The sequence below is a fragment of the Paraeggerthella hominis genome, from assembly GCF_021044775.1.
GTDB lineage: Bacteria > Actinomycetota > Coriobacteriia > Coriobacteriales > Eggerthellaceae > Paraeggerthella > Paraeggerthella hominis.
Genome location: NZ_JAJNOQ010000016.1, coordinates 13,454 through 30,525, shown reverse-complemented (window position 1 = coordinate 30,525; position 17,072 = coordinate 13,454). Strand labels below are relative to the sequence as shown.

General features: G+C 63.7%; 11 protein-coding genes. 5 read left to right on the top strand and 6 right to left on the bottom strand.

Annotated features, from left to right (window positions below; genetic code table 11):
* Positions 1-202: 202 nt before the first annotated feature.
* From LQE90_RS12035 to LQE90_RS12015, 5 genes are all read right to left on the bottom strand, one after another.
* Positions 203-628 (bottom strand): TOBE domain-containing protein, encoded by a 426-nt coding sequence (locus tag LQE90_RS12035; RefSeq protein WP_216529970.1) that lies wholly within the window; start codon positions 626-628, stop codon positions 203-205.
* A gap of 426 nt (positions 629-1,054) precedes the next feature.
* On the bottom strand, positions 1,055-1,957 hold the full coding sequence (locus LQE90_RS12030) for a dimethyl sulfoxide reductase anchor subunit family protein (protein WP_216529969.1): 903 nt from the start codon (positions 1,955-1,957) through the stop codon (positions 1,055-1,057).
* A gap of 138 nt (positions 1,958-2,095) precedes the next feature.
* Positions 2,096-2,944, bottom strand: coding sequence for a dimethyl sulfoxide reductase anchor subunit family protein (locus tag LQE90_RS12025; protein WP_216529968.1), 849 nt, complete (start codon positions 2,942-2,944; stop codon positions 2,096-2,098).
* A 1-nt stretch (position 2,945) separates the two neighbouring features.
* Complete coding sequence (locus LQE90_RS12020; protein ID WP_216529967.1) at positions 2,946-3,563, bottom strand: DMSO/selenate family reductase complex B subunit; 618 nt, start codon at positions 3,561-3,563, stop codon at positions 2,946-2,948.
* A gap of 3 nt (positions 3,564-3,566) precedes the next feature.
* Positions 3,567-5,996, bottom strand: coding sequence for a DMSO/selenate family reductase complex A subunit (locus LQE90_RS12015; RefSeq protein WP_216529966.1), 2,430 nt, complete (start codon positions 5,994-5,996; stop codon positions 3,567-3,569).
* Between the two features lie 273 nt (positions 5,997-6,269).
* On the opposite strand from LQE90_RS12015, the gene LQE90_RS12010 reads away from it, so the two are divergent.
* The 5 genes from LQE90_RS12010 to LQE90_RS11990 all read left to right on the top strand — a co-directional run bounded on the left by LQE90_RS12010 (position 6,270) and on the right by LQE90_RS11990 (position 15,805).
* A complete protein-coding gene (locus LQE90_RS12010) occupies positions 6,270-7,910 on the top strand; it encodes a helix-turn-helix transcriptional regulator (RefSeq protein WP_225749901.1) in 1,641 nt (546 codons plus the stop codon).
* A gap of 849 nt (positions 7,911-8,759) precedes the next feature.
* Positions 8,760-9,242 (top strand): DUF3784 domain-containing protein, encoded by a 483-nt coding sequence (locus LQE90_RS12005; RefSeq protein WP_216529965.1) that lies wholly within the window; start codon positions 8,760-8,762, stop codon positions 9,240-9,242.
* Positions 9,243-9,378: 136 nt separating this feature from the next.
* Positions 9,379-12,744, top strand: a complete 3,366-nt coding sequence (recJ, locus tag LQE90_RS12000) for a single-stranded-DNA-specific exonuclease RecJ (protein ID WP_114567354.1) — start codon at positions 9,379-9,381, stop codon at positions 12,742-12,744.
* On the top strand, positions 12,737-15,127 hold the full coding sequence (locus LQE90_RS11995; RefSeq protein ID WP_114567353.1) for a RelA/SpoT family protein: 2,391 nt from the start codon (positions 12,737-12,739) through the stop codon (positions 15,125-15,127). The genes recJ and LQE90_RS11995 overlap by 8 nt, the downstream gene beginning before the upstream one ends.
* A 12-nt stretch (positions 15,128-15,139) precedes the next feature.
* A complete protein-coding gene (locus LQE90_RS11990) occupies positions 15,140-15,805 on the top strand; it encodes an MBL fold metallo-hydrolase (RefSeq protein ID WP_114567352.1) in 666 nt (221 codons plus the stop codon).
* A 76-nt stretch (positions 15,806-15,881) separates the two neighbouring features.
* Here the strand turns inward: LQE90_RS11990 and LQE90_RS11985 are convergent, their stop codons facing one another.
* Complete coding sequence (locus LQE90_RS11985; protein ID WP_216529964.1) at positions 15,882-17,024, bottom strand: MFS transporter; 1,143 nt, start codon at positions 17,022-17,024, stop codon at positions 15,882-15,884.
* Positions 17,025-17,072: the final 48 nt, after the last annotated feature.

Sequence of the window (17,072 nt, the reverse complement as noted above, 5' to 3'; positions counted from 1 at the left end):
CAGGTTTCTATCAGCCTTCGCCGCGGCGCCCGTCCCCGGTGGCAACACCCCCCGGGCCTTCGCGAGAGGCAGGGACGAAGGGCCATCCGGGGCGGGTCGGCCAGCAACCCCGCAGGGTCCGCCTCATCGTAATCCGCTTGCGGATCGAGCTGGAAAAGAAAAGACCCGGCAGAGCCAGGTCTAACTGTAATGGGGGGAGGGGCTACTCCACGCCCACCATAACGTCGGTGGACTTCACGATGGCAAGCGCCTCGCCGCCTTCTGCCAGCCCCAGCTCTTCAATAGCCTCGTTGGTGATGGAACCCTTGATGAGGGAACCCTCGGCGGTTTTCAACGCCACTTGGCCGTTGACGGCGCCCTTTTTCACGGATGCGATGGTTCCGGGAATTTGATTGCGGGCGGAGATGCCTGCGATGCGCTTGGTTCCGGCAGCGAACATGACGTTGCTGGCCTTGATGATAGCCGTGGCGCTCATGCCCTCGGCAAGCCCCAGGTCGGCGATGGCCTCCATGGTGATGTCGGCTTTGACTACGGTGGATCCCAAGTTGATGGACACCACGCCGTTGACGGCCCCTTCGGTTATTCCCGAAACGGTGCCTTTAAGCTGGTTGCGAGCGGAAATCTTCATGTGCGATTCCTTTCGTTGGGGCCTCCGGTATGTCGGAGGCCGATTGGGTATGGCCGCAGTATCGCAGCACCCGACGGTTTCGTGAAGAAATCGGGCGGAATCGTCTCCCATTTGTATTCTTGACCGGCTTTTGCGGGCGGTATTCGGGGCGCCCGGTCACCGTGTCTCGCTTTCGACCTGCGGTCGGCGCTTGCGGCAACGGCTCAATCCCGCTTACGCGGTGCGTGACGTCCCCCTTCGCTGTCAAAACGGACGAGTTTTGCGGCGGTTTTCGGCCTTTTCGGGGCGACCCGGCTGCGGGTGTTTTGCAACATGCCAGGTCAGAGGCTTGCCGCCGGTCATTATCCTGATTCGAGGACCAGCAAAACTCGTCCGTTTTGACAGCAGAGGGGGCCGGGCGGTCCAAGCCGGGCAGGTTCGGGGTTCCTACACGCCCACGGTCATGTGCATGGCGTAGAACGCGAAGCGCACGGCGAACGAAGCGGCAAGGGCCAGCATTCCGGCGCCCGCAGTGAGCAGCAGCCGCACCGTGCCGGTGCGCCGGGCAACGGTGAAGGGGTCGATCGACGCGGGCGCTGGCAGCGTTTTGCGCAGCGAGGCAACGGCGCACAAAGCAACGGCCCCGGCTTCCAACGTCAGGTACAAGCCCAGCAAAAGGCCAAGGTTGGGAACAAGGTCGGTCGCGCGCGTCGTGGTGGTGACAATGCCTTCAAGCGCTTGCCACTCCAAAGCCAGAACACCCGCGTTCGCCGCAGCTGCGCAGGCCGTAACCGCAAGCGCGACGAAGGCCGCGCGCCGCGACGGCTCCTGGCGAGCAAGCGCCAGCCCGAACAGTCCCACGATGGGCCCGCTCGACAGCGCGTTCAGCCACAGCGTCAGCGGCGCGGTGGGCAGGTTCCACGTGGGAACCGAGGGCACCGAATACGCCACGCCGATGAACCACACGAACGCGAGGCCCGCCGCGATGGTGGGCACGAGCCAAGCGGTGCGAAAGGCGCGGGTAAGGTCGTTGCGAAATGAGATGATCCAGTAGATGCCGCCAAGTGCCAGAAACGCCACCGCGGCCACCACTTCGTTCGAAAGCGGCGACCTGCCTATGCCCGTAATCACGTACAGCGCGTTCGCCGGGGTGCCCAGATGCGTGGCCGATGCGATGAGGCCGGAGATGGCCAGCACAAGCGGAACCACCAGATGGCGGCTGATGGCGTCGGCGCGGTCCTTCTTGCTGGCGCGTACGATAGCTGCGGCCATAAGCAGATAGCCTATCACGCCTGCGGGTGCGATAGTGGTGAACAGCACGAGCGTGATCTCGTTGATCGCCGTCTCCATGAGCGTCGGGCCTCTTTTCGCGTGTCGTGGGCGGTGGTTTCCGATACGTGCATCGGCAACCACCAGTATAAAGAATACGGGCGAGCGGAGGGAGACCGCTCGCCCGTATTCCGGGAGGATACTGCTTTGTACGAGACGTTACAGGGCAATTCCCATGAACAGTCCGTAGAATCCGATGCGCGCTACGAACACGCCGACAGCCACGATGGCGCACGAGCCTACCATAAGCGCCGGCGCGAACGCCTTCTTCGACGCGACGTAGGCCAGCACTGCTCCCAGCAGACCGCACGCGGCGAACGCTGCCAGCATCATGCCGATGGCCGGAACCAGCTGCGCCGCCGATCCCCAGATGTTGCGGATGCCTTCAAGCCCGGCGATCTGCATGCCGAAGCCCGCAGAGGCTATCACAACGCCGGCCAGCGTGAGGGCCAGAGCTACCGTGCCGGCGCCCTTCGGCAGTCCCACCTTGGCAAGACCCACGGTGCAGAATCCCAGCACCGTGCCGCCGGCCACCATGAAGCCCACCATCTGAACAATGGACGTCGGGGTGTTCCACGTGGGGATGGTGTGCATCATGTACGCCAGGCCGCAGAACGCCGAGAACACGACGGCCAGAACCGACAGCGCAATCAGGAACGCGCGACGTGCGCCCTCGGACAGCTTTCCTGCCAGGCCAAGCGCCCAATAGATCACAGCCGCTACGACGAACAGCACGCCCGCCAGGATCTCGTTCGAAAGTGGCGAGGATCCCACGCCCGCGAATACCCCGAAAGCTCCCAGAGGGCTGGCCAGGTGCATGAACGCACCCGCAAAGCCCACGGCCAGTACTGCCAGCGGCAGCGCGGTCCAGCGGTCGAGGCGCTTTGCGGCCGCCTGGTCGGGCTTGCCTGCCAAGAACGCGTACGTCAGGACGATGAACGCTCCTGCGCCCATGGGAGCGAGGGTGGTGAACACCGCCAGTGCGGCATGCTCGAATCCGGAACCCATGTTACCTCACCTCCGTCTTGTTGGCCACGACGCACGAGGTCGAGCCGCACGGCTGCGCTGCCGCGCAGTTCTTAATGTAAAAGTTCGGCGTGGTCACGCTGGGATCGGGCAAGGGCGCTACCGCCGCGCGGCCGTCGCCTTGCTCCAGCTGGTCGATCGGCCCGAACTCGATGGCGCGCATAGAGCATGCCTCCACGCACATGGGCTGCTTGCCTGCGGCTACACGGGACGCGCAGCCGTCGCACTTCACGCTGTGGCCCTTCTGGCGATCGACGTGCGGGTTGCCGTACGGGCAGGCCAGCTCGCAGTAACCGCAGCCGATGCAGCGATGCGTATCCACGGAAACAATGCCCTTATCGTCTTTGTGCATTGCGCCGGTGGGGCATACGTGCGTGCATGCCGGGTTGTCGCAATGGCTGCATGCGAACGACGTGTAGTACGTGTAGGAATCGGTGCTCCAGGTGCCGTCGGCCGCCTGGGTCCATCCGCCGCCTTCAAGCTCGTACACGCGGCGGTACGAATAGTCCAGCGGCAGGTCGTGATAGTCGCGGCAGGCCGCTTCGCAGGTCTTGCAACCCGTGCAGCGCGTCGCGTCGAAATAGAAACCGTACTGCGTCATGGCTTACCCTTCCACCTTCTCGATCGTGCCGATTACGCTGTGTTGGCCCGTGCCCTTCGACACCGGGTTGCAATGGCGGCTGGTCAGCGTGTTGCTGCAACCGCCGTGGTCGATGCGGTCGCCCTGCATGTCGGCGCGATGCCAGGCTCCCTGCGGGTACATGATGGTTCCGGGAATGACGCGGTTCGTCACCTTGGCCGTCGTGCGGATTTCTCCCTGTGCGCTGACCAGGCGAACCTTGTCGTTGTCCGCGATGCCGCGCGAAGCGGCGTCCATCGGGTTGATCCACGCCTGGAACGGAGCCAGCTTGTGCAGCGTCGGGTTGGCGGCGTACGTCGAGTGGGTGGTTCCCTTGTGATGGAAGTCCACAATCTGGAACGGGAACTCTTCGGTCGTGGAATCGGGGCCGTCGAAGCCAGGATAGTACACGGGGATGGCCGAGATCACGTCGCCTTCCTGCAGATCCCATGTCTCGGCGATCTTCGCCAGCTCGGGGGAGTAGATCTGGATCTTTCCAGTTGCCGTTTTAAGCGGGTTTGCCACGGGATCCAAAATGAAGTCGTCAACCTTGGTGGACGGTTCGATGTCGTACGTGAACGCGCCCATCTTCACGCCCTCGTCGTACGTGGGAAGCTCGGGCTTGTCTTCGCGCAGCTCGTCGTAGAGCTTGCGGCACCAGTCTTCGCGGGTCAGGCCGCCCTCGGAATACTCGTCGTACACGCCCAGGCGCTTCGCCAACTCGCCGCACACCTCGTAGACTTCGCGGCGCTCGAACTTCGGACCGTAGAGGGGCTGGCCGAAACGGATGCCCTCGACGTCGTTGGACTCGCCGGCGGCCGTCAGGCTGTACGTTTCCTGCGGGGTCAAGTCGGGCAGGACGATGTCGGCCCAGTTGCACGAATCGGTCCAGGCTATGTCGTACTGCAGAATGAACTCGCACAGGGTTTCGTCGCGCAGGATATCGGTGGTGAAGTTGATGTCGGCGTTTTGGTTGGCCATCATGTTGTTGCCGTAGTTCACCAGGAATTTGACGCCCACTTTCAGGCCGTCGGCGTTCTGGATGCCTGCGTTGGCGGCGGTCAGCTTCGCGCCGTCGCGGATGGCTTCGGGCCACAGGAAGTTCGGGAACTTCGCCTTGATGGGGTTCTTGCCCGTGGGCAGGGTGTTCAAGCCGATGTCGTCGTTGCCGATGGTCCCGCCCGACGTGGTGCCCGGCTTGCCTACCTGGCCCACCAGCTGCGGCAGCACCATGATGGCGCGCGAGGCGTTGTCGCCGTTGGTATGCCGTTGGGGCCCAAGGCCCTGGCAGATGTAGCACGGGTCGGATTCGGCAATCTCGTGCGCCAGCTTCACGATGCGCTCTTCCGGCACTTTCGTGATGGCGGATGCCCACGCGGGGGTCTTCTCCACCTGGTCGTAGCCGGTGCCCAGGATGTAGTCGCGGTAGGACAGGTTCTTGCCGCGAGCATCTTCGGGCATGGTCTCCTCGTCGAAGCCCACGCAGTACGTGTGCAGGAAGTCCAGGTCAACCAAGTTTTCGGTAATGAGCACATGGGCAAGGCCCGCTACCAGGGCTGCGTCGGTGCCGGGCACGATGGGAATCCATTCGGCACCCTGGTTCGTGCAGGTTTCGTTGCGGCGCGGATCGATGACGATGACGCGTGCGTTCTTCTTCTCGCGAACCACGTTCAGGTCGTAACCCGGGCCGTCGCCGGCCATGCGCATGTCGTTCGGCGCGAAGCCGAAGAACACGACAAGCTCGCCTTCCTGGATGGTCTTGAGCGAGCGGTTGCCCCACGACTTGCCGTACGTGTAAGGGTACGCCCCGAAGCTGATGGACGCGCTCGAGTAGCTGCCGTAGCGCGTGACTTCGCCGCCCAGCAGGTTGAACAGGCGGAAGAAGGGATTGTTCATCATGATGTTCTGCTCGACGCCCGAGCATTCCTGGATGAACACGGCCTCGTTGCCGTACTGCTTCGTGATGCGCGTGAATTCGCTGGCGATGATGTCGAGCGCCTCGTCCCAGCTGATGCGCTCGTACTGGCCCTCGCCGCGCTTCGTGCCCTCGACGCGCTTCATCGGGTAGTTCAGCCGGTCGGCGCTTCCCAGCCACGGGCGGATGGAGCGGCCGCGCAGGCAAGCGCGCGCCTCGACGGCGCCGAATGCGGGGTCTCCCGTGTTGTCGGATTCGACGTACTTCAATTCACCGTCCTGCACATGGCACTGCAGCGGGCACGCGCCTCCGCAGTTGACGTGGCAGTGCGTCCAGACGATCTCCTCGTTGCCAGCCGCGTCTTCGGCATAGGCTTGCGGAGCGTCGGCGAACAGGCTTTGGGATGCCGCTCCGCTTGCGGCGGCAAGCGCGCCGAGCGCGCCCGTCGCCTTCACGAAGGTGCGGCGGGTCAGTCCCTGGGATGTCGTGGTGTTCGACATGCAACCCCCTCCAATACTCGTAGGCTCCTCGTTTGCTTCGTGCGCCTTGCCTTCGCCTCGTCAACGCTCGGCAGGGCACGTCCATGCAGTTCGAACTGGTGAAAACTATAGATGTTTCGGGGTTGCAACCTTGTCACCAGAATGTTGTGATATTTTCGTTTCCCCAGGTAAAAGCTATCACCATATTGTCGAATGGCTGAGTTTCACCCCGTTTTTCGGCATGAGAGCGTCTGTTAGAATGGCACCACGACAACCAAAGGAGGGATTCCGTACATGCGCGCGCCAACCGCACTCAGACCGGACGTCCCCAGCTTCGGGTACGCTGCATTCCTGTCGATAAACGCAACGTCGATTTGGGGAGGAATCTTCCCGTATCTGTCCGCACCGTGCCAGACCCCGCTTACTACCATTGTATTTTACACGGTGCAGATAGCGTCGTTTTGGGCTGCGTTCTGCGTATGCATGGCGGTCACATGGGCGCGTCCGGCCTTCGCCCGGCGGGCCCATGTTTTGGCGTTCTCCGTTCCGCTGGCGTTTGGTCCGCTGATGCTGGTGGGCGCTATGTACCTGGAATCGCTGGCGTTCGCGCTTATCGTGGTTGCCGCGGCGCTCATAGGCGTGGGATCGGCCGGATACCTTATGAGCTGGCAGCGCGTGTTCGCTTCGCTCGACAGCGCGCGGGGGAACATGGCGCTCATCAAGGGCACGGGCTTTTCGGCGCTGCTGTACTTTTTCCTGTGCTTCATTCCCACGGCTTTGACGGCGTACTTGATTCCGCTTGTGCTGGTTCCGTTGGCGGGGCTGTGCCTGTGGATCGCGGCGGAGGGCACCGACGACGCGCAGCCTATGTTCGACGACGTTCCGCGCGAGCATGCGCTGGTGTATCGCAACGCCTTGCGCGAGAGCTTGCTGCCGGCGCTTTCGGTGGGCGCGCTGGGATTTTGCTCGGGCGCTATTCGCTTTATTGCGGTTACGCACCAGGACCTGCTCAGCACCATCAACATCTTTTCCATGTTCGCGCTGCTGGCCGTGGTGGCGGCATTTTACGGAGCATGGCGTATACGCACCATCCACGTTGACTTGATGAGCGTTTTTCGGGTGCTGTTCCCGGTGGCGGCGACTTGCTTGATCGTGCTTCCGTTCGCGGGCGAGTGGTTCACCATCATTGGCAGCGGGGTTACGTACGCCTGCTTCATGCTGGCCACCGTGCTGGTCATGATGCACTGCGGCCAGATATCCCGCGATAGCGGCATCAATCCGGTGTTCATTTTCGCGTTCTACGGCACCATCACGTACTTTCTGCAAATGTGCGGGTACGTGGTGGGCTACGCTTCCGGCAGCGAAGTCACCTTGGGCGTCGAGCAGCTTTCGTTTGTGGGACTGGTTGCGCTGTACGTTTTGTTGCTGGTTGCGTTGGTCGGTCGCAGGGTGGGCAAGCTGCACACTAACCGCCTGGAGTTTCTTATGCTCACGCCGAAGGCTCGCCGGAAGGAGGCGTCGGCGGAGATTGCCGTGAGCCGCGCCGTGCGCGCTCGCACGACGGCCGAGGCGGATGCGTCCGAAGAGGGCCGGGCGAGCGCGGCGAAGGGCCGGGCCGCGCGAGCGGCGGGCGCGAATCCTGCGGTGTCGGGCGAGGCGGGCTCTTCCGCGGCTTCGTCTGCGGTTGCGGTTGCGGGATCGGCGCCTTTGGTGGATCGGCTGTCGAAGCAGTGTCTGCGACTGAGCGAGTTGTACGGGTTGTCCAGTCGAGAGGCCGAGGTCATGGAGCTTGTTGCGCGCGGGCATTCGGGTCCCGCCATTGCCGAGATGCTGTTCATATCCGAGAACACGATGCGCACTCACAGCAAGCGCATCTACGCCAAGCTGGGCATTCACAAGAAGCAGGAGCTGTTGGCTCTTCTGGACGAGGTGTAGCCGCAGGCTGGCGGCGGGGCGGGGTGTGGCGTGCGGGCATGGGGCGTCCGACTCTGCCGGCGCGGGCGTGGGCATCCGGCGTGCCGGGGCCTGGGGCGGGTGCGGGGCGCTCGGCTCCGCCGGGGCGGAAGCGGCGCGCGGCGTACGGGCATGGGACGCGTCGCGCGGCGCGGATGCGGGCGTGGGTGCGGGCGTAGTGCGTGCCGGGGGTCTGGGGCTGGTGCGGGGCGCCCGGCTCCGCCGGGGCGGAAGCGGTGCGCGGCGTACGGGCATGGGACGCGTCGCGCGGCGCGGGCGTGGGCATCCGGCGTGCCGGGGGCCTGGGGCGGCGACTTGCGCCCGCTTTTTCAGTTCGCGTGGCGGCCCCATCTTGCTCCCGCAGCGCGTGGCGCTCCCCTCGCTGTCAAAACGAGCGAGTTTTGCGGCGGTTTTCAGCCCTTTCGGGGTGCCTCGGCTGCGGGCGTTTTATAACATGCCAGTTCAGAAGCTCGTCGCCTGCCATTATCCTGATTCGAGGACCAGCAAAACTCGTCCGTTTTGACAGCGGCAGGGGATCGACGGCGAACGCGACCGTCTCCCGACGGCTCGCGGCCCCGACCGCGACCGCGACCCCCCCCCGACGGCGAACGCGACCGCGGCCCCCCCCGGCAGCGACCGCGACCGCCGCGCGACGGTTCGCCCCCCCCGTCGGCGAACGCGCCTGTTGCGCGGCCCGCAACGACAGGGCGACCTCCTGTTTTCGCCGTCGTGCGTGTGGTGAATCGGTCCGTTTCCGCGCCGCAGCAAGGTTGCCTTATCTTACTTTGATATACTTACTTATAGAAGAAGCAAGAAGCGGAGGTGAAGCGGATGAGCGAACTCATGGTAGGGACGATCCTGGTGCTGCTGGTATGCGCTCTGTTCTTGGCGCTGGCCTGGAACTACTGGCATGGGCGGTGGCTGCGGTCGATTGCGGGAAACACCATGGCTACCGACGAAGAGCTTGCTTCACCTGAACAGAAGCGGTTGGGCAAGCGTATGTCGGCGGTCATGCTGGTGTGCACGGCGGCGCTTTTGCTCCTGCTGGGGTCGACGTACGTGCGCGAACTGGGAGGTTTCGACTTCGTAGGCATTGCGATATTCGCGGCTATTGGGGGTATCGTGGGTTCCTGCGCGTGGGCATGCCTTGCTACCTGGCGCGATAATCGTGCGATTCGGAAAAGATCTCAGCAAGATAGCGAGCCCTTGAGCGAGGACGCCAAGCTTGATCGACGCGCGGGCATTGTTCTTGCCATCATCCTGGGTATCTACCTGGTTGTATCGTTCGTGGTTGCTCCGCTGGCGAAAGGCTGACGCTACCGCGATCTTTTCGGGGCGCGCCGTGCGTGGGCCGTGCCGCCGCCTGCGCCTTCGGCGGTGACACGCCTTCTCGAATGTGGGACAATGGCAGGCGAACTATTCGAAACTTCGCACGTTAGGTATCAGAATCATGTCTGCCCAGTTCAACATTAAAGCGGCCGATCCCGCTTCCGTGGATCTATTGCAACGCGAATTGGCCTTGCCGCGCTTCATCGCGGCCACGCTCGTCGCGCGCGGCATCGAGCGCCCCGAAGACGTCCGTCGCTTCCTTGCGCCCTCTATCGAGCGCGATTGGCTTGACCCGTACATTATTCCCGGGTTGTCCGAGGTGGCCGACGCTCTGGAGGCCGCTGTCAAGCGCGGCGACCACATCTTGGTGTTCGGCGATTTCGACCTGGACGGCATTTCGGCCACCACGGTGCTCACTCGCGGTTTGCGCGCCCTAGGCGCGCAGGCTACGCCGTTCATTCCCCTGCGTTTCGAGGAAGGCTACGCGCTGTCCGAGGCGGCGTTTTTGCGCGCGTGCTCGTTCGGCCCGGACTTCATCGTGACCGTGGACTGCGGCATCGCCTGCAAAGCGGAGGCGGCCATGGTGGTGGAGGCCGGTCTCGGCCTGGCCGTCACCGACCACCACGAGCCGGTTGACCTGGTGCCCGAAGGCGTGCCCGTGGCCGATCCCAAATGCGATCCTGCCTGCCCCAGCGCCATTCTTGCCGGCGTGGGCGTGGCTCTCAAGCTGGTGCAGGTGCTGGGCGGTCGCCTGGGGCAGCCGCACCTGTGGCGGGACTACACCGACTTCGCCACCCTGGGAACGGTGGCCGACCTCATGCCCATGCGCGGCGAGAACCGCGCGCTCGTGGCAGACGGCATCGCGCGCATGAACAAGGCGCCCCGCCCGTGCATCGCGGCGCTCCTTGCCACCAGCGGCGCCATCGACAAGCCCATCAGCGCCACCAATTTAAGCTTCTCGGTCATTCCGCGTCTGAACGCCGCCGGCCGCATGGGCGACGCGCAACTGGCGCTTGATCTGCTCATGACCGATGACTTCGAAGAGGCCAATCGCTTGGCGGCCGAGCTCGAGCACGTGAACGACCAGCGCCGTGCCATCGAGGCGGAGCTTTCCGAGATCGCGAAAGCCCGCGCCGCAGAGGTGTACCAGGGCCAGCGGGCGCTTGTGGTGTCGGGCGAAAGCTGGCACGAAGGCGTGAAGGGGATTGTGGCAAGCCGCCTGGTCAACACGTACGGCGTGCCCAGCCTGCTGTTCACCATCGACGGCGACGAGGCGCGCGGCAGCGGTCGCAGCGTGGGCCAGGTGAACCTGTTCAAGGCCGTGGAAAGCGCATCCGACCTGCTCACGCGCTTCGGCGGGCATGAGGCCGCCGTGGGCGTGACGCTGCCGGCCGACAAGCTCCCCGAATTCGAGCGGCGCCTGTGCGCCTACATGGACGAGCTGCCCGAGGGCGCGTTCCATCCGCTTGTGAAGATCGACGCCTGCGTGAGCCTGGACGAGCTGACGTTGGAAAGCGTGGCTCAGCTGGACAAGCTTGCTCCGTTCGGTCAGGAGCATCCGGTGCCCGTGTACTTGGCGCGCGACGTGACGCTGGTGAACGCGCGCGCGGTCGGCGCCGAGAAGAACCACTTCTCGTGCTCGCTCACGGACGGGCGAGCCACGGTGGCCGGCATCATGTTCCATTGCTCGGACATCGAAACGCTCATGCGCACCGACAGCGTGGTGAACGCCGCGTTCGAGGTGCAGATCGACGAATGGCGCGGCCGCAAATCGGTGAAGGCCATGCTCCAGTCGCTGGCTCCTGCGCGTACGTGTGGCGCGCTGGAAGCGTGCCTCAACCCTGAAAACCTCAGCTTCGTGGCCGATCTGTATGCCACGAGCGATGCGGAGCTGTGCGCCAACGTGCAGCATCGTCCCGAGGACGTGGAAGCGTACGAGGCTGCGCTCGAGAAGAACCGTGCGTTCTGGGAGGCCAAGGCCGTCGAGGATCCCGAGGGTTTGGAGCGCGATATCGTGCGCGCCATCATCGGCGACCGTCGGCTGCACGACGCCCAGCGCGACATCTTGGACCACCTGGACGCGGGACGTTCGGTTCTTGGCGTGATGGTGACGGGACGCGGCAAGTCCCTGACCTTCCAAGTGCACGCCGCCATGCGCGCGCTGGCGAACCACGAGGTGAGCCTGTTCGTGTATCCCTTGCGCGCGCTTATTGCCGATCAGGCGTTTCATCTGCGCGAAGCGCTGGATGCGTTCGGTGTGCGCGTGGTCACGCTCACGGGCGAGAGCACGCCCGAAGAGCGTCGTCAGGCGTTCGCTGGATTGGCTGACGGCATGTACGATATCGCCCTGACCACGCCCGAGTTCCTGGCGTGGCATGCGGATGAGTTTGCCGCTACGGGTCGCGTTCGCTTTGTGGTGGTGGACGAGGCCCACCACGTGGGCTTGGCGAAAGCCGGGCAGCGCGTTGCCTACGCCACCATTGGCGCCGCCATTGCGAAGCTGGGAAGCCCCGCCCCCACGGTGCTGGCGCTTACCGCCACGGCCGACGACGACGTGACCGCCGCCATCGAGCGCGAGCTGCCCATCGATTCCTGCGTGTTCGACACCGCAGATCGTCCGAACCTGGCGGTGGACGACCGGCGCAACCTGCGCAATCGCGACGACTACCTGGCCAATCTGGTGGCGTCGGGCGAAAAGACGGTCATCTACGTGAACTCGCGCGAGCAGTCCGTGGCCGTTGCGCGCAGCTTGCGCAAGCGCGTGCCGCAGGTGGCGCCGCTCATCGGCTTTTACAACGCGGGCCTTTCGCGCAGCGAGCGCAAGCGCATCGAGGAGCTGTTCCGCACCGATGCGCTGAGCGTGCTGGTGGCCACGAGCGCGTTCGGCGAGGGCGTGGACATTCCCAACATTCGCCATGTGGTGCTGTACCATCTGCCGTTCAACGAGATAGAGTTCAACCAGATGAGCGGCCGTGCGGGGCGCGACGGGCAGGGTGCGAGCGTTCACCTGCTGTTCGGGCGCAACGATTGCTCCATCAACGAGAGCATCTTGCGCGACATGACTCCCGACCACGATTGCTTGGCGCAGGTGTACCGCAAGCTGCGCAGCTTGCAGCGCGAAAGTTCCGATACGTTCTTCACCTTGGGGAACGCCGATTTGGCCGCCGCTGCCAGCACGGACGTCTTCCCGGTGAGCCCCGCTTCCGCAGCATGCGGCGTGGCGGTGTTCCGCGAGCTGGGCCTCATCGAGACCCATACGGCGTTCGGCGCCGACGGGATGGCGCGATCCATTCACGTGAAGGACACGCAGGATAAAGTGGAGTTGACGGACAGCGTTCGCTATCGCGAAGGTTTGGGGGAGCGCGAGATATTTCACGCGTTCCGCGACTGGGCGATGAAGAGCGATTCTGCTAGCCTGCATATACGCGTTTCCCGGCCCATTTTGCCGGGCAAGGCGCTGCATGGAAAGGAGGGCGACGATGACTAAGAACGATCGCGAAGAGCTGCTGGGCGAGGCCCCGAAATCGACGGGCAGGCAGACGGTCGAGGACAATCTGCTGGGCCGTCCGCATGTGGCCGAGAAATCGTTCGCTCCCGAAGCGAAGAAGGACGCTCAAGCGTCGCATACTCCCGAGGACCGCTTCATCGAGCTTCAGCGTTTGACCTCGACGTATCTTTCCGAAGCCGACGAGGCTCTTCTTGCCAAGGCGTTCCGCTTCGCAAGCGACGCGCACGAAGGCCAGTGCCGCAAAAGCGGCGAGCCGTTCGTGGCCCATCCCGTGGAAGTGGCCATTATCCTGGCCGATTTGCGCATGGACGTGGAAACGCTCATTGCCGCGTTGCTCCACGATACCGTGGAGGATACCAGCGTGACCGCCGCCCAGGTGGCCGAAGAGTTCAACGACCAGGTGTCGCAGCTGGTCGAGGGCGTGACGAAGATCACCCGCATCGAGGTGGAGAGCCTGTCCGACAAGCAGGCGGCCACCATTCGCAAGATGTTCGTGGCAATGAGCAAGGACATCCGCGTGATCGTCATCAAGCTGGCCGACCGCCTGCACAACATGCGCACGCTGGGCGCACTGCGCGAGGACCGCCGCATCTTCAAAGCGCGCGAAACCCTGGAGATCTACGCGCCCATCGCCCACCGCCTGGGCATCAACTCCATCAAGTGGGAGCTTGAGGACCTGTCGTTCTATTATCTGGAACCCAACAAGTTCAAGCAGGTCAGCCGCATGGTTACGGAAAGCCGTGCCGAACGGGAAGACTACCTCAACCAGATCATCGGCATCCTGCACGACGAGATGGGCAAGGTGAACATCCAGGCGCAGATCATGGGCCGCCCGAAGCACCTGTACTCCATCTACCAGAAGATGACGAAGAAGGGCAAGGGCTTCTCCGAGATTTACGACCTGATCGCCGTGCGCGTGATCGTGAAGTCGGTCAAGGACTGCTATTCGGCTCTGGGCGCGGTACACACGCTGTGGCACCCCATGCCGGGGCGTTTCAAAGACTACATCGCCATGCCGAAGTTCAATATGTACCAAAGCCTGCACACCACGGTCATCGGCCCTGCCGGTCGGCCGCTTGAGGTGCAGATTCGCACCGAGGACATGCATCGGCAGAGCGAATACGGCGTGGCTGCCCACTGGCGCTACAAGGAGAAGGGCGGCAAGGGCGGCGACGCCATCGACCAGCAGCTGGCGTGGCTTCGCCAGATGGTGGACTGGCAGGACGAGTCGCAGGACTCGCGCGAGTTCCTGAAGGACCTCAAGGTTGACCTGGCGCCTACGGAGGTGTTCGTCTTTACGCCGAAGGGCGAGGTCATGAGCTTGCGAGCCGGATCGACTCCGGTCGATTTCGCGTACGCCATCCACACGGAGGTGGGAAACCACTGCGTTGGGGCGAAGGTGAACGGCGCCATCGTGCCTCTAACGTACGAGCTGCAGCTGGGCGACCGCGTGGACATTCTCACGCAGAAGAGCGCAAGCCCTTCGCGCGACTGGCTCAACATCGTGAAGACGCCGAGCGCGCGCAGCAAAATTCGGTCGTACTTCAGCCGGGTGAGCCGCGGGGACGATTTGCAGAACGGCCGCGACAAGCTGACGCGCGAGATGCGCAAGCACGGCCTGGGCATTTCGAGCGCCCAGTCGATGCGCGCCATCAAGAGCGTTGCCGATCACATGGGCTACAACGATCCCGACGACATGCTGGTGAACATCGGCACGGGCAAGGAAAGCGCCCAGCATGTGTCGAACCGCCTGCTCAAGATCTTGGTGGACAAGGGCAACGAAGAGGCTGAGACGCTCGGCTTCGGCGCATCCGATATGTCCACGGGCAAGCTGCCGCCCATGCTGACGTCGGTGAAGCGTCCGAAAAAGCACGAAGCCCATACCAGCAACGGCGTGGTGGTGAAGGGTATCGACGACGTGCTGGTTCGCTTGTCGCGCTGCTGCAACCCGGTGCCCGGCGACGAGATTCTGGGCTTCGTGACGCGCGGGCGCGGCGTGTCGGTGCACCGCGCGGATTGTCCGAACGCAACCGACCTCAAGCAATCGCCGGAGCGCATCATCGACGTGGCGTGGGAGCGCGACCTTCCCAAGAACACGTCGTTCAAGGTGGAGGTGTTTCTTGACGCGCTCGATCGCATGAACCTGCTGCGCGACGTGACCGTGGTGCTGTCCGAAATGGGAGCGAACGTGCTGAACTGCTCCGTCACGGCTCATCGCGACGGCATGGCGGAGATGCGCTTTTTGTTCCAGGTTTCGGACATCAACCATATCGATACCATTTTGAGCAAGCTGCGCGGCATCGAGGGCGTGTTCGACGCTCGCCGCATGGTGCCCAAGCAGGGCAACGGAAAGAAAAAGTAAAGGAGGCCGTCCATGGCTCAGGTGAAGAAGGTCAAGAGCACGTGCGTGCCCGTCGAGTTCGTGACGCTTGGCATGCTGGGCAACAACGTGTACATCATCTCGGACGGAGAGGCCACCATCGTGGTCGATCCTTCCTGCAAGGCCGACGAGATTTTGAAGGCGGTGGGCAATCGTACGGTCGATGCCATCGTTTTGACGCATCGCCACTCCGATCACGTGGGGGCGGCGAAGGAGCTGCGCGACAAAACCGGCGCAACCGTCATCGCGTCGGCGATCGACGCGCCCATCATCGAGGGCAAGAAGCAGCTGCCGCGCGACGACATGCGCACCGAGCCGTGCCCGGTCGATCATGTTGTCAGCAACGGAGACATCGTGAAGATCGGCTCCATGCCGTGGAAGGTGCTGGTCACCCCCGGCCACACCGAGGGCAGCATGTGCTTGTTCCTCGACCCTCAGTTCGGCACGAATCCTGCGGGGGATCCGGTGCTGATCTCGGGCGATACGCTGTTCTGTGGATCCATCGGCCGGACCGATTTCCAGGGTGGCGACATGAACGCCATGCGCCGCTCCCTGAAGCGTTTGGCGGCGCTGCCCGACGAGACGGTCGTTCTGCCAGGGCACGAGGCTTTGACCAAGATCGGCAACGAGCGCAAGCGCGTATTCGCGTTCTACGCGTAAGGAAGCAAGGCTGGACGGGGCCGCCGAGCGAAGAGGCTCATGCCTCGCCTCGGCGGCCCCGTCCTTCTGCTCCGCTTTACCTGCTGCTTTGCTTCATCTTCAGCGATAGTGCTAGACATGCGAGCGCGAACAGGCCGAAAGCGGCAAGGCCGGGCGCGTTCGTGCCGAAGGCCGCCATGGACGCTGATAAAACCAGGGGCGGAAAAAAGCCGCCCAAACCTCCCCACATGGAGACGATGCCGTTTGCCGGCCCGGCTTGCTTGGTGAAGTACAGCGGCACCAGCTTGAACACCGTTCCGTTGCCGATGCCGCAGGCGATGCTGATCAGGTAGATGCCTCCAAGGTACGCCGGCAGCCCGGGAGCCAGCGCCAGCACGGCCGCACCTGCTGCGAGCGCAACGAATACGCAGGCCAGCAGCTTGTAGCAGTCGAATCGATCGGCCAGCCACCCGCCCAAGACGCGAACCGTTGCGGCAGTCACGATGAAGATCGAGGTGGCGGCTCCTGCGCTCACGCCGTCAAGAAGGTAGTGCGACGTGAGGAAGTTCGGCAGATACACCGTCAACGCTACGAACGCCCCGAAGGTCACGAAGTAGAACAGCGAGAGGATCCACAGGCGTGCATCTGCGCCGATCTGCTTCATCTGCTGCACGATGGGGGTCTTCACGCGAGGCTCGCTGCGATCGCCCAGCGCAAGGTTCAGGATCACGAACACGGCCAGCAGCACCAGGTACAGCTTGACGGCCCCGCGCCATCCCAGCGCCAACGCCGCAACCGGCGCAAGCCAGGTGGTCAGCGCCGTTCCCATGTTGCCGAACCCGTATACGCCGTTCACGAACCCGTGTCGTTCTTTCGGGTAGTATTTGGGCAGCGAGGTGACGCCCACGGAGAACACGGCTCCCGCAATGCCCAGGAACGTGCCGCTTACCAGCAGTTCCTGGTAGGTGGTGGCTTCGCTCAGAAGCCAAACGGGAACCAGCAGCGCCGCGAAGCTGGCAAGGAACACGGTTCGCGCGCCGAAGCGGTTCGCGCAGTAGCCGAACGGCACGCGCAGGACGCTTCCCAGCACGACGGGGATGGCGGTCACCAGCGCGATCGCATCGGACGGGATCGCGATATCTTGCTTGATGGAGGGAAGCAGCGACGACAAGACCACCCACACCATGAATCCGGCGATCAGGTCGGCTGTCTGCAAAGGCAGATGCAGGCGTTTTTCCATGTTCGATACCCCTCCCCCTTGGGGTGCCGCCGCAGCGGTTTGCCGGCG